Source organism: Peribacillus sp. NPDC056705 (genome assembly GCF_043656335.1).
Genome location: NZ_JBHTYI010000002.1, coordinates 293,311 through 307,755 on the forward strand (window position 1 = coordinate 293,311; position 14,445 = coordinate 307,755).

Sequence of the window (14,445 nt, forward strand, 5' to 3'; positions counted from 1 at the left end):
CGATGGAAATGAAAAATCAAAAAGTTGTTTTAGCATATTCCGGAGGTTTGGATACTTCCGTTGCAATTAAATGGTTACAAGATCAAGGGTACGAAGTTGTGGCATGCTGCTTGGATGTCGGTGAAGGGAAAGATTTGGATTTCATTAAAGAAAAAGCGATCACTGTCGGTGCTGTAAGTTCTTATGTCATTGATGCGAAGGATGAATTCGCTGATGAATTCGCATTGACGGCTCTTCAGGCACATACTTTGTATGAAGGGAAATATCCATTGGTATCTGCATTATCACGTCCGCTGATCGCGAAGAAATTAGTGGAAGTGGCTGAAGCGGAAAACGCGGTAGCCGTTGCGCACGGTTGTACGGGAAAAGGAAATGACCAAGTGCGTTTCGAAGTATCCATCTCCGCCTTGAACCCTAATTTGCAAGTTCTTGCACCTGTTCGTGACTGGAAATGGTCTCGTGAAGAGGAGATTGAATATGCAGCGAAAAATGGCATTCCCGTTCCGATTGGCATGGCGAGTCCATTCTCGATTGACCAAAACCTTTGGGGAAGAAGTAACGAATGCGGAATCCTCGAAGATCCATGGGCAGCTCCGCCGGAAGAGGCATATGATCTGACTGCAAGCCTTGAATGTACGCCAGATACTGCTGATATCATTGAAATTGGTTTTGAACAAGGTGTGCCGGTTACATTGAATGATAAAAACTATAAACTGGCTGACCTGATCGTCGAGTTGAATCAAATTGCCGGCAAGCACGGGGTTGGACGTATCGATCACGTTGAAAATAGATTAGTAGGAATCAAATCGCGTGAAGTCTATGAAGCTCCTGGTGCGATGACATTGATAGCTGCACACAAAGAACTTGAAGATATCACACTTGTAAAAGAATTGGCTCACTTCAAACCGGTGATCGAGAAGAAAATGACTGAATTGATTTATGAAGGACTTTGGTTCTCTCCGCTTCAAAAAGCTTTGGCTGCATTCCTGAAAGAAACACAAGTGAATGTAACGGGTACGGTCCGTGTGAAACTATTCAAAGGCCATGCGATTGTTGAAGGAAGAAAATCCGAGTACTCCCTATATGACGAAAAATTGGCTACTTATACAAAAGCGGACGAATTCGATCATGATGCAGCAGTTGGATTCATCAAGTTATGGGGACTTCCAACGAAAGTGAACAGCATGGTCAATAACAAGAAGGTGACAGTGTGAGCAGCAAGCTTTGGGGAGGAAGGTTCACGAAATCTGCCGAAGAATGGGTAGATGAATTCGGGGCTTCCATTTCCTTTGACCAGGAACTTGTCCTTGAAGATATTCAAGGCAGTTTAGCTCATGTAACCATGTTAAAGAAATGCAGCATTTTACCTGAAGAAGATGCGGATCAAATCATTGCGGGTCTGAAAAGTTTACAGGAAAAAGCTGAGAAGGGTGAATTGACTTTTAAGGTTGAGATGGAAGATATCCATCTTAACCTGGAAAGTATGCTAATAAGCGAAATCGGTCCAGTTGGCGGAAAGCTTCATACAGGAAGAAGCCGTAATGACCAAGTTGCAACCGACCTTCATCTGTATATGCGGAACCAAACGAAAGTGATTCTGGAACTCATCAATGATTTGCAAATGGCGATTTTGGGACAAGCTAAGAAAAATGTGGAAACACTAATTCCAGGTTATACACATTTGCAGCGTGCGCAGCCCATTTCATTTGCCCACCACTTAATGGCTTATTTTTGGATGCTTGAGCGTGATAAGCAACGCTTCACCGAGAGTTTCAAAAGGATCAATATTTCTCCATTGGGAGCCGGGGCATTAGCTGGGACGACCTTCCCGATTGACCGTGCCCTCAGTGCGGAGCTATTGGGGTTTGAGGGAATTTACGAAAACAGCCTTGATGCGGTGAGTGATCGTGATTTTGCCATTGAATTCATGAGCAACAGTGCAACAATGATGATGCATTTATCCCGTTTCAGCGAAGAAATCATTCTCTGGTCAAGCCAGGAATTCCAATTCATTGAATTGGATGATGCGTTTTCCACGGGAAGCAGCATCATGCCGCAAAAGAAAAACCCTGATATGGCGGAATTGATCCGTGGTAAAACAGGACGGGTTTATGGGAACCTAACGGGTTTATTGACTGTTTTGAAAGGACTGCCGCTTGCTTATAACAAAGATATGCAAGAAGATAAAGAAGGCGTTTTTGATACGGTTAAGACCATTGTTGGTTCACTTAAAATATTTGCCGGCATGATTTCAACGATGAAAGTGAAAACGGACGTAATGGAAAAAGCAACAAAAAATGACTTCTCGAATGCGACGGAATTAGCTGATTACCTAGCTTCAAAGGGTATGCCTTTCCGTAAAGCGCACGAAGTGGTCGGGAAGCTTGTATTGTTCTGTGTCCAGAATGGCTGCTATTTAGTGGACCTAAGCATGGAACAATTCCAGGAAGCTTCCGAGTTGTTTGAACAGGATATTTATGATGCATTAAATCCTTATGAAGCAGTTAAACGCCGTAACAGTGCGGGCGGTACAGGTTTTGCCCAAGTTTTGCTGGCGATTGAAAAAGCGGAAAAACTAGTAAGTGAATAACAGGAAAAAGCTCGTTCACCTATTTGGCGAACGAGCTTTTTATATCATTTCTTTATCAATTCGTACGCACGACCATTACATCACAGTTGGAATGGCGAACGATGCCTTCCGACACACTGCCGATAAGGAAACGTTCGACTGCGTTAAGGCCCGTTGCACCGCATACAATTAAATCGATCTTATGCTTTTTCGCTAAATCCCTTGGAATTTGAACTTTAGGAGAACCATATGCAACCACTGTTTGGACCTTTGCAATCCCGGAGGCAATGGCATCCGTTTTATACTTGTCCAATAGCTCGTTGGCAAAGGTTTCAGAGTGATCACGGATAGTCATATCATAAGCTTCGACAGTAGGGAAATTCCTTGTATCCACGATATGTGTCAGCACAAGGGTAGCGTCACTGAGTTTTGCTAAATAGATTGCCTTTTTTAGGGCCCACTCTGCTTCTTCCGAACCGTCCACTGCTACAAGAATATTTTTATAATCTATACTATTCAAGTGAATCTCCTCCTTCTATTATATTCCTATTATACTATGGTTTACCTAATGGATCTGATTTCAATTGTAACAAATTAGCGAATGTTTTAGCCAATTATCTGGAAATCAAATAAGGGAAAATGATTCTAACCTTATTATGTGATGTGAAAAATATAATGAAAGATATCAAAGCATGCAAAAGTACGTTTAAATATTATGCATAGTTTAATATTGGGGCCACATAATAAAAGGAAAATAAAAATTAGGTTTATAATCATTTCAAGCCTTGTCTTTTCTCTTCTATTATAGTGTGGTTTTGTCACGGGTAAGTTGAATGATTCGGATCGATTAGTTGAAATGAATTTTGAATAATAGATACCCCCGTCTTAAATGAAGGCGGGGGTATCCGGGTTTCGATCTATTTAAATGGTTAAAACATCTTCACTTTATGATTTGCAGGCTCTTTGGGAATTTGGTCAAAACTTCACAGCCGGTATCGGTGATCAGTAAATCATCTTCAATCCTGACGCCGGCAACATTTGGAACATATATGCCAGGTTCGATGGTATAAACCATTCCGGATTGAAGTTCGAGGGAATTCGTTTCAGTCAAGGATGGGTACTCATGGACGCTGATCCCTAGTCCGTGGCCGAGCCTGTGCGGGAAGAATTCACCGTATCCTTTATTCCTAATGATGTTTCTGGCAGTCAAGTCTATTTCGGAACAGGATACACCAGGTTTACTGGCTGCAACGGCAGCTTCTTGTGCTCTAAGTACAGTTTCATATATTTCTGCCTGTTTATCATTGATATCCCCGTAAGCAACCGTTCTAGTGATGTCAGAGCAGTACCCTTCATGAACGACGCCCAGGTCAAATAGGACAAGGTCGCCGCGCTGAACCTTCGTATTCCCGGGTGTGCCATGTGGGGAAGCGCCATTTTTACCAGTCAGGACCATCGTGGAAAAAGACATTTGGCTGACTCCGGCCTTTTTCAATTCATATTCTATCGCTGCAAGGATTTCCATTTCCGTTTTACCCTCTTGAATTTCGCTGACGCCCACTTCGATCGCAAAGTCGGCAAGGCGGCATGCTTCACGGATTTTGACCATTTCATCTTCCGATTTGATCATTCGCATCCTTTGAAGTTTCTCTTCTGCGGAAACGAGCTTTGGTGCTCCGAAATATTGTTGGACCTTTTCATAACGTTCTACATTCATATGCTCTTTTTCAATGGCCATTGTATGAATGGTTAACCCGCGATCCTTCACTGCTTGCTTAACTTTTTCCCAAGGATTTTCAATATCGGTGTAACCGATGATATCTCCAGCCCATCCAGCCTGTTTAGCATCCGGGACTTCCATCTGCGGGCAGACAAGGAATGGGTCGGCATTTGCAAAAATGGCAAGTGCTAGCAGTCTTTCATGAGGATCACTATAAAAACCGCTCAAATAGAAGATGCTCTCTGTTGATGTAAGTATAGCGGCTTCAGCCTCATTGGCCTGTAGCCAATTGTGTAGTTCTGTCAAACGTTCATTCATGACGATACCTCCATTAATAAGATATAATTACCTTAGCAATATTTAAAAGTATAGTAAATGGGAAAGGCCTAAGAAAGCTACTTGAAAAAATTAGTGGGTATGGGAAGGGAGCATCAAAAATGAAAGTATCTTTTCATGGACATGCAGTTGTAAAAGTCGAAACGAATGGTAAAACCATTTTAATCGATCCATTCATTACTGGAAACGAATTGACCGATTTGAAGGTTGAAGATGTGAAACCGGATGTGATTATCTTAACACATGGCCATAATGACCATGTCGGTGATACGGTTGAATTGGCCAAAAGGCATGATGCACTTGTCATCGGCATTGCAGAGATTGCGGACTACCTGGGTGCTCAAGGGGTTAGGACCCACGGGATGAGCATCGGCGGAGCTTTCGAGTTCGATTTTGGAAAAGTGAAACTGACGCCAGCCTTCCATGGAACGGGATTCAATAACGGAGAGGGGCAAATCATTTATTTAGGGATGCCTGCTGGCGTATTGCTTATGATAGAAGGGAAAACGATCTATCATGCAGGGGATACAGCGGTATATTCCGATATGAAACTGATCGGGGAGCGTCATCCGATTGACTTGGCATTCTTGCCAATCGGCGACAATTACACCATGGGCCCTGAAGATGCGGCACTTGCTGCGAAATTCCTTCAAGCCAAACAAGTCGTGCCGATTCATTACAACACTTTCCCTGTAATCAAACAGGATCCTGGTAAATTCATCGACTTGCTTGAAGAGGGAAATGGACTGATCATGGAAGCCGGGGATGAAATAGAACTTTAATAGGAGCGGGAGCCTGCATGGGCTTCCGTTTTTTTATGTGTAACGTGTGGGGATGGAAGGCCGGATTGACTGTTCTCCGTGCAGCATTGCCCTTTACGCAGATGGTTCTTGCAATGGAAAATAAAGTCTCGTTCTGCAGCCGAGTCTTTTTTCCTTTTACAGGCATAAAATGAATAGATGAAAAAAAGGGGGGATTGGATGAAACAGAGATTATTGCTGTGTTTGCTCTTATGCGGTGTAATGCTGTATTATGCCGTGCCGCGTTTGTCGTTGGAAAGTGGCGGTCTGGAGAGTCTGTTTGCAGGATCCTGGCTGTTGTTTGCATTGTTGGCGGTAGCTGGAAACTTGACGGGCATACTATATTCTCCTAAGAAACAAAAGGTAAAACGCAAGCTGGAATACAAAAGGTTGCGTCAATACTAGTAGTTGTTTGATAAACTAGGCTCTTTGACCTTATAATGGAGATTAGGAATACCGTGAAAAGGGTGAAGCGCTTGGCTACAAAGCATGAACAAATATTAAAACATATCGATGGGCTCCCTGTTGGCGAAAAGATTTCCGTCCGTCAAATTGCGAAAGCATTGAATGTTAGTGAAGGTACGGCATACCGGGCAATTAAAGAGGCGGAGAATCAGGGCTACGTGAGCTCGATTGAGCGGGTAGGCACGATCCGCATTGAGAAAAAGAAAAAAGAGAATATTGAAAAGCTCACTTTCGCAGAAGTAGTCAATATTGTTGACGGACAAGTTCTTGGTGGAAAAACGGGACTTCATAAGACATTAAATAAATTTGTCATCGGGGCGATGAAGCTGGATGCCATGATGAGATATACAGGGGCAGGAAACCTGCTGATCGTCGGGAACCGTACACAGGCCCACGAGCACGCGTTAAAAGCAGGTGCAGCAGTGCTGATCACCGGGGGATTCGATACGGAAGAGCCCGTTAAAAGGTTAGCTGATGAATTGGAGATGCCAGTCATCTCAACGAGTTACGATACGTTTACCGTCGCAACGATGATCAATCGGGCGATCTATGACCAATTGATCAAAAAGGAAATCTTGCTGGTTGAGGATATTTTGACACCAGTACAGGAAACGACCTTTTTGACTGTGGGTGACCGGGTTCAGACTTGGCATGAATTGAATCAGGAATCCGGGCATAGCCGTTTCCCTGTTGTCGATGACAATATGAAGGTTCAAGGAATGGTCACATCAAAAGATATCATCGGACAGGAAGAACTGACGCTCATTGATAAGGTGATGACGAAAAACCCGATGACCGTAGGCGATAAAATGAGTGTGGCATCTTCTGCACATATGATGGTTTGGGAAGGGATTGAATTGATCCCGGTCGTGAATGACAGTCATATCCTAAAAGGAATCGTGAGCAGGCAGGATGTGCTGAAGGCACTGCAAATGAGTCAAAGGCAGCCACAGGTCGGCGAAACGATCGACGATACGATCACAAGCCAGCTTGTGATGACTTCGAATCGTGGCAAGGGCGAGGAAGTGTATAACTATGGCGTCACTCCGCAGATGACCAATTACCTTGGGACCATTTCAAGCGGTGTGTTTACGACATTGGTCACCGACTCAGCAAACCGTGCACTTCGAAGCTATAAGCGCGGTGATTTAGTCGTGGAAAACATGACGATCTACTTCATCAAGCCAGTCCAGATCGACAGTACGCTTGAAATCCACCCCCGTGTCCTTGATGTAGGACGTAAATTCGGAAAAGTGGATGTCGAGGTGTTTAACCAAGGCAAACTTGTCGGCAAGGCGATGTTGACTTGCCAATTGCTGGACAGATCATGAAAAATAAAAAGGATAATCGAAATTCGATTATCCTTTTTGATTTGCAGCTTCTTCGATTGCATGCGGCAAATAAAATTTATACATTTTATAGCCGCCCCAAACACTGAATAGGCCTACGAAGATGAAAATGGCAGCAATGATATAAGTGATGGTCGTGTGGAACAGAAAAAGCTGATTGATTCCGAATAGTGCGACAAACGCACCAAGGGCGATGGAAGACTTCCCTGAAATCCACTTTTTCTCCATCGGCATCCTGGTTCGGACCGATTTGATTTTATAAAACAGATAGACCCCTAGTGAAAGAACGATCAAGGTGACAAGAATAGGCATCGTTTGAAATTCCCCCAATTTAACATATGTACCTTTTTATTGTAGCGGGAAATGAAAGAGAATGCCACCGTAAACAAGATGAGTCTTCCTATTTCTCCAATTTTTTGATTAAATGAAATATATCATCTTTATAAGGCTCGATAATACATATGTAAAGGGGAGATCTATATGAAAGCTGAAATATTAGCAGATATAAAGCGTTATGATACTATCATTCTCCATCGTCATGTCCGTCCAGATCCGGACGCTTATGGTTCACAGGGGGGATTGGCGGAAATCCTGAAAGCAACTTTCCCCGAAAAGCGAATTTTTACGGTCGGGAAAGAAGAACCGTCAATGAATTATTTAAGAAGGCTCGATGTGATTCCGGATGAAACATATCAAGGTGCTCTGGTCATCGTTTGTGACACCGCAAATACGGACCGGATTTGTGATGCAAGGTACACGACGGGGGATAAACTGATTAAGATCGATCATCATCCTAATGAAGATCCATATGGGGATATGCGCTGGGTCGATACATCGGCAAGTTCAACAAGTGAAATGATTTATGAATTTTACCAGTTCGGTAAAGAACAGGGCTTGAAGATGAGTGATGAAGCGGCACGCCTTCTATATGCAGGCATTGTTGGCGATACCGGCCGCTTCCTATTCCAGAATACGACTGAAAAGACATTTGCCTATGCCAGTGAATTGATTAACTATTCGTTCTCCCGCCCTCAGTTATATCAGGAGATGTATGACGTCGAGGAAAGCATAGTCCGGTTGAATGGCTATGTGCTGCAGCATTTTGAAATCCTCCCATATGGCACAGGGAAAATGATCATCACAAAAGATATACTTGAACGGTTCCAGGCTTCTACATCTGAGGCATCTCAGCTCGTTTCCTCGCTCGGTTCGATTAAAAGTGTTAAGTCATGGGTCTTTTTCATTGAAGAGGATAGAGAAATCAGAGTCCGTTTCCGTTCTAAAGGACCGATCATCAATACGATTGCCCGTAAATATAACGGAGGAGGCCACCCGCTTGCAGCAGGGGCTTCGATTCATTCTTGGGATGAAGTGGATAATATCCTTGCCGACATGGAAGAGTTGAATAAATCGGAATGAAAAAACTTAAAGACCAAATCGGATATGATTTGGTCTTTAAATATAGTGGCATGATTAAGAAGTAGTCCTTTTTAGTTTGATTTCAATATTCATTTTCGTATAGAACATGATTTCAACGACTTCAAGTCGATAGCGCTTTTTATTGATGGTCACGATCTTATTTTCTATGGACTTCTTCAAAAGCCCCTTTCCGTCATAGACACTGGCGACATCTTTGGCAAGAAGAGAGGAAAGGTCGTCCTCGATCACATCCTCGGCTTCTGCAATACTCAGCCGATCCAGACTGTATTTTTCATTCGTAATGGTTACTTCCACTTCCTGAATCGTCAATATCTCCTCGTTTTTCTGGTTCAATTTTTTATAATCCTGCTCCCAAATTGCGATTTTTCCGTTTAAATCCGTGATAAGTTCACTTTGTTCGTGAAGGGTCCGGATCTGCTTCTCCTGCTGGACACCATGCATATAAAAGAAAATCACCCAACTGATCAATCCGCCAAGTGCAGCTCCGGCAAAGAAGCGCTGCCAGGTGGGAGACCGGTGATAGGGGGGAATCCTCATGATGAAATATGCTCCTGCGTGAACCAGTTTATGATCAGTGCTCCTGTCTGTGCTCCGCCAAGTGCAGATAGAATCAATAGGACCTGCTTGACTATATCCTTCGTTTCCCCGTGGAAAATACCGCGTTCGAAATTATAGACCATATCAAAAGTACCGCCGATTGCAGCGACAATCGCCCAAATACGGAGGCTGTCCGACAGCCGGAATACAGTCGTCATCGGGGCTTGTCCAGTAAAAAAAGCTGCGAGGCCCCCGATTATCGAGCCGCCAAGCAATACGCCAAGCGATATGAAAAAGCTGTTGATGAAGGCTGGAACAAAGGCTTCATTCATATATCATCATCCTTTTTTTCTTGATATTCTTCTATTCATTTATATGGGAAGTTCAGAGGTAATATGATAGTCGTCGGAAATCATGAAGTTAAATTGCCCTGGTAATGAGAACATATTTTCTTTTTTTGAAATAAACACTATAATGAAAAGAAACATGCCTTACAAAGGTGGGAGAAAAAACGTGTATACTCATCTCCATATTCAGAGCGGATACAGCCTGCTGACAAGTACGGTGAAGATCACTGAACTTGTGGCCAAAGCGAAAGCGGATGGCTGTACAAGTCTTGCCTTAACCGATCGAAATGTTATGTACGGTTCGGTCTATTTTTATAAAGAATGCAAGAGACAGGGCGTAAAGCCGATCATCGGCATACTTGCGGATGTCCTTGATGAACGGGATTCGCCACATGGACTTCTTTTATTGGCAAAAAGTCTACAAGGATATCAAAACCTGCTTAAAATAAGCAGTGCCATAAAAACGAAATCCCCGTCAGGTATTCCAATGAATTGGCTTAAAGCCTATTCCCGGGGCCTGATAGCAATCACTCCGGGTGCGGAGGGGCAAATAGAAACGCTATTGAGAGAAGAAAATCCACAGGAGGCCAAACAGGCAGCGGAACGATTTCTGCGAATTTTTGGTCATGATAACTTTTATGTATCCATACAGAGACTTTCGATCGGGAATGAGGAAAAAGGCAACGATGCCATAAGTCAGTTGGCGAGAGATTTAGAGATAAAGATTGTCGCGACGAATCCAGTCTATTATTTGAACGAAAGCGATGCACTCGCTCAAGAAGTCCTATTGGCAATTGGAAATGGCGACAAGCTGGCGGATGAGACGCATACGGTACTTGAATCCGATCAATTTTATTTGAAAAGCCGGGCCCAGATGGCAGAACTATTCCATGACAGACCGGATGCACTCGAAAATACACTGCATATTGCCGCGCAATGCAATCTGGAAATTCCATTTCACCGTTCACTGCTTCCTAAGTACCCTACTGAAGATGGTGTCACAGCAGAGGAAATGCTCGAGGCCATCTGTTTCCAAGGGCTGAAGAAAAGATTGCCGGAGCCATCCATTCAATATGAAGAGCGTCTGCGATATGAATTGGATATCATCACCAAGATGAAATTCAGCGATTACTTTTTGATCGTCTGGGACTTCATGAAATTCGCCAAGGACCATCAAATCCTGACAGGTCCTGGAAGGGGGTCGGCCGCCGGATCGATGGTCGCTTATGTGCTGTCGATAACGGATGTCGATCCAATCGAACATTCCTTGCTGTTCGAGCGTTTCCTGAATCCGGAACGTGTCTCGATGCCGGATATCGACATTGACTTCCCGGATAACCGCCGTGAAGAAGTGATAGCCTATGTCGCGAAGAAGTACGGGGAACTTCATGTAGCACAAATCATTACATTCGGAACATTGGCTGCCAAGGCTGCATTAAGGGATACAGGCCGTGTTTTCGGCTTGAATTCAAAGGAACAGGAAGCGGTATCGAAAATGATTCCAGGACGCCTGGGCATAACGCTTCCCGAGGCTTACAAGGAATCTAAAAGGCTCAGGGAATTCGTTAATGAGAGTGACCTGAATCAAAAACTTTTTCAAACCGCTTTATTGCTTGAAGGGCTGCCTCGCCATGCTTCGACACATGCTGCCGGCGTCGTCATCAGCGATCAGGCACTGACCGAGCATATTCCGATCCAGGGGGGGCATGAAGGCATCCATCTGACTCAATACCCAATGGACCTTCTCGAAGAACTGGGACTTCTTAAAATGGATTTTCTTGGACTCCGCAATTTAACGCTCATCGATAATATTTTAAATAACATTAAAAAGGGATCGGGGAAAAAGCTCGACTTGTCCCATATCCCAATGGATGACCCCGACACGCTAGCCCTTTTAGGGAGAGGCGAAACAACCGGAGTGTTTCAATTTGAATCGGATGGCATCCGAAAGGTTTTGATCAAGCTGAAACCGAATCGATTCGAGGATATCGTCGCGGTCAATGCCCTATATCGTCCAGGTCCGATGGAAAATATACCGCTGTTCATCGAGCGAAAACATGGACTGGCTCCGATTGATTACCTGCACGAGGATTTGAAGGATATCCTCGAGCCTACATACGGGGTCATCGTTTATCAAGAACAAATCATGCAAATCGCCTCCCGCTTAGCCGGGTTTTCATTAGGGGAGGCTGACCTGCTCCGTCGTGCCGTTTCGAAGAAGAAGAAGGATGTTCTGGATCAACAGCGGCAGCATTTCGTGAACGGCTCATTGAAACAAGGATACTCGGAAAAAACGGCAGATGAAATTTATTCCTTGATTGTCCGCTTCGCTAACTATGGATTCAACCGAAGCCATGCGGTGGCGTATAGTTTCATCGCTTATCAGCTGGGTTATTTGAAAACCCACTATCCGGAATATTTCATGGCAGCACTCCTGACATCGGTCGTCGGGAATGATGAAAAGATTTCGCAATATATCCGTGAAGCCAAAAAGAAAGGGATAATGGTTCTGACTCCATCGATTAACCGGAGCGGTTACCCGTTTTTACCGGAAAAGGAAGGGATCCGTTATAGCCTTGGAGCCATAAAGGGGATTGGCGGTACGGTCCTAAAAGAAATCTTTGCTGCAAGGAGGCAAAAGAAGTTCGCTGATTTATTCGATTTCTGTTTGCGCGTTTCGGGGAAAATCGTAAATAGAAAAGTATTGGAGGCGCTTGTGCATTCAGGTGCATTTGATGAATTCGGTGAAGACCGGGCAACATTGTTGGCGAGCCTGGACGTAGCGATCAATCATATGGAATTGGTTAATCCGGATGATGACCTATTCGATATGTTTTCGGATGGCGAGTTTTCACTCAAACCGAAATACAACCGAGTCGAGCCTATCCCTATCGAGCACAAACTCTCCTTGGAAAAAAGCGCATTGGGGCTTTATCTATCGAATCATCCGGTGACAAGCTACAGAGAACTTTTTCAGCACTTCGGCTGTTTGACCATAGATGAAGCCACCAATAAAAAGGAATCAAAAGTCTTGCTTGGCGCATACATCACGTCGGTTAAAACCATAAGGACAAAAAAGGGCGATGTGATGGCTTTCTTGAGCGTTAGTGATGAAGAAGGGGATATTGAAGCGGTCGTTTTTCCAAATGTTTATAAAAATCACTCTGCCGACTTGAATCACGGACAACTCGTCATGCTGCAAGGAACATTGGAAGAGCGGGATGGAAAAACACAGCTCCTGATCAGGAACGTATACCCGCTTGAAAAAGTGAAGCAGATGAAAGAGGAAAAAAACGGAACGATATTCCTGAAAATCGAGGCTGGCAAGCAAACGAAGGATACCCTGCAAAAAATAAAAAAAATTTTAATGCAGCATAGCGGTGAAACGAAGGTCATGCTTTTTTACGAGAGGGAAAACCGCTATGTACAGCTATCTTATTGGGATTGGGTCAATCCTACAGATAGACTGATGCAGGCATTATTTGACTTGGTGGGAAAAGGAAATGTGGTTTACAAGAAAGAATAACTGTTTTACAACTTTAATAGTTATGTTATATTGAAAACAGGCCGCTGTGGTCTGACCACTAGATTTCAGCATATAAGATATGGGATACCCAATTTGGTTTAGGAGTGAAACTATGACATTGAGAGAAGAAGCATTACATATGCACCGCTTGAATCAAGGAAAATTAGAAACAGTTTCGAAAGTACCGGTAAGGAATGCAGTAGATTTAAGCCTGGCTTATTCTCCTGGTGTCGCAGAACCGTGTAAAGATATTTACGATAAACCGGATACCGTTTATGACTATACAATGAAGGGGAATACTGTTGCTGTTATTTCCGATGGAACGGCTGTATTGGGACTTGGAAACATCGGTCCGGAAGCTGCCATGCCGGTTATGGAAGGTAAAGCCGTTCTATTTAAAAGTTTCGCTGGAGTGGACGCTTTCCCAATCTGTTTAAAAACGACGGATGTGGACAAAATTGTAGAGACCGTTAAGTTACTCGAACCGACATTCGGTGGAGTGAACTTAGAGGACATAGCCGCACCGAATTGTTTTGAAATTGAAGAACGACTAAAGAAAGAAATGAATATTCCTGTTTTTCATGATGATCAGCACGGTACAGCCATTGTTACTGTTGCCGGTCTTGTGAACGCGTTACGACTAGTGAATAAATCAATGTCAGAAATTAAAGTGGTAGCGAATGGGGCAGGCGCTGCGGGCATTGCCATCATTAAATTGCTTTATAGCTATGGGGTTCGTGACATCATCATGTGTGATACGAAGGGTGCCATTTATGAGGGCCGTTCGACAGGGATGAATGATACGAAAGAACAAGTGGCGAAAGTGACCAATCGAAATAGGGTTTCAGGACCTTTGGAAACTGTAATTCAAAACGCTGATGTATTTATAGGTGTTTCTGCTGCAGGTGCATTGACAAAAGAAATGGTTTCTTCGATGAACCGGGATGCGATCATTTTCGCGATGGCCAATCCAGATCCGGAAATCATGCCTGAAGAAGCAAAAGCGGCAGGTGCCAAGGTTGTTGGAACAGGCCGTTCGGATTTCCCGAATCAGGTCAATAACGTCCTTGCATTCCCAGGGATTTTCCGTGGTGCCCTAGATGCACGTGCGACTCATATCAATGAAAAAATGAAGGTTGCTGCAGTACAAGCCATTGCCGGTTTAATACAGGAACATGAGATAAACGAAGACTACGTCATACCTGCTCCATTTGATGAGAGGGTAGCACCTGCCGTCGCTGCTGCTGTAGCCAAGGCAGCAATGGAAACGGGAGTAGCTAGGATTAATGTAGATCCAGAGGAAATTAAAGAAAAAACAAAGAAATTAGCGATCATTGGAAAAAGTGAGGAATAATT

Annotated in this window: 13 protein-coding genes; 8 read left to right on the forward strand and 5 right to left on the reverse strand. The window is 43.8% G+C overall.

From position 1 onward, the window contains the following. The first annotated feature begins 8 nt into the window (after positions 1-8). Positions 9-1,214 carry an argininosuccinate synthase gene (locus ACFRAK_RS03860; protein WP_260285417.1) on the forward strand — a complete coding sequence of 402 codons (1,206 nt, stop codon included), beginning with the start codon at positions 9-11 and terminating at the stop codon, positions 1,212-1,214. Next, positions 1,211-2,590 (forward strand): argininosuccinate lyase, encoded by a 1,380-nt coding sequence (argH, locus tag ACFRAK_RS03865; RefSeq protein WP_387602402.1) that lies wholly within the window; start codon positions 1,211-1,213, stop codon positions 2,588-2,590. The genes ACFRAK_RS03860 and argH overlap by 4 nt, the downstream gene beginning before the upstream one ends. 55 nt (positions 2,591-2,645) lie before the next feature. On the opposite strand, the gene ACFRAK_RS03870 is transcribed toward argH, so the two are convergent. Both ACFRAK_RS03870 and ACFRAK_RS03875 read right to left on the reverse strand, forming a co-directional pair. Further along, entirely contained in the window at positions 2,646-3,080 is a 435-nt protein-coding gene (locus ACFRAK_RS03870; protein WP_387602635.1) for a universal stress protein, read from the reverse strand. A 429-nt stretch (positions 3,081-3,509) separates the two neighbouring features. After that, on the reverse strand, positions 3,510-4,607 hold the full coding sequence (locus ACFRAK_RS03875; protein ID WP_387706559.1) for a M24 family metallopeptidase: 1,098 nt from the start codon (positions 4,605-4,607) through the stop codon (positions 3,510-3,512). A 119-nt stretch (positions 4,608-4,726) separates the two neighbouring features. On the opposite strand from ACFRAK_RS03875, the gene ACFRAK_RS03880 reads away from it, so the two are divergent. The 3 genes from ACFRAK_RS03880 (at position 4,727) to ACFRAK_RS03890 (ending at position 7,221) form a co-directional block, all read left to right on the forward strand. Then, positions 4,727-5,407 (forward strand): metal-dependent hydrolase, encoded by a 681-nt coding sequence (locus tag ACFRAK_RS03880; RefSeq protein WP_387706557.1) that lies wholly within the window; start codon positions 4,727-4,729, stop codon positions 5,405-5,407. Positions 5,408-5,605: 198 nt separating this feature from the next. Beyond that, the gene (locus tag ACFRAK_RS03885) at positions 5,606-5,830 is read left to right on the forward strand and encodes a hypothetical protein (RefSeq protein ID WP_098369970.1); all 225 of its coding nucleotides are present in this window, start codon (positions 5,606-5,608) and stop codon (positions 5,828-5,830) included. 71 nt (positions 5,831-5,901) lie between these two features. Then, complete coding sequence (locus tag ACFRAK_RS03890) at positions 5,902-7,221, forward strand: DRTGG domain-containing protein (protein ID WP_137018167.1); 1,320 nt, start codon at positions 5,902-5,904, stop codon at positions 7,219-7,221. Between the two features lie 27 nt (positions 7,222-7,248). On the opposite strand, the gene ACFRAK_RS03895 is transcribed toward ACFRAK_RS03890, so the two are convergent. Then, a complete protein-coding gene (locus tag ACFRAK_RS03895; RefSeq protein ID WP_192206051.1) occupies positions 7,249-7,551 on the reverse strand; it encodes a YtpI family protein in 303 nt (100 codons plus the stop codon). Positions 7,552-7,719: 168 nt separating this feature from the next. Here ACFRAK_RS03895 and ACFRAK_RS03900 point away from each other — a divergent pair, with 168 nt between their 5' ends. Beyond that, on the forward strand, positions 7,720-8,658 hold the full coding sequence (locus ACFRAK_RS03900) for a DHH family phosphoesterase (protein WP_387705188.1): 939 nt from the start codon (positions 7,720-7,722) through the stop codon (positions 8,656-8,658). Positions 8,659-8,712: 54 nt separating this feature from the next. Here ACFRAK_RS03900 and ytrI read toward each other — a convergent pair whose 3' ends face one another. After that, entirely contained in the window at positions 8,713-9,216 is a 504-nt protein-coding gene (gene ytrI / locus ACFRAK_RS03905; protein ID WP_260285411.1) for a sporulation membrane protein YtrI, read from the reverse strand. Next, positions 9,213-9,548, reverse strand: a complete 336-nt coding sequence (ytrH, locus tag ACFRAK_RS03910) for a sporulation membrane protein YtrH (RefSeq protein ID WP_098369973.1) — start codon at positions 9,546-9,548, stop codon at positions 9,213-9,215. Before ytrH ends, ytrI begins: the two co-directional genes overlap by 4 nt. Before the next feature lie 181 nt (positions 9,549-9,729). Between ytrH and dnaE the strand changes: the two genes are divergently transcribed. Then, positions 9,730-13,089, forward strand: coding sequence for a DNA polymerase III subunit alpha (gene dnaE / locus ACFRAK_RS03915; RefSeq protein WP_394571330.1), 3,360 nt, complete (start codon positions 9,730-9,732; stop codon positions 13,087-13,089). 112 nt (positions 13,090-13,201) lie between these two features. Further along, positions 13,202-14,443 (forward strand): NADP-dependent malic enzyme, encoded by a 1,242-nt coding sequence (ystJ, locus tag ACFRAK_RS03920; RefSeq protein WP_192206047.1) that lies wholly within the window; start codon positions 13,202-13,204, stop codon positions 14,441-14,443. Positions 14,444-14,445: the final 2 nt, after the last annotated feature.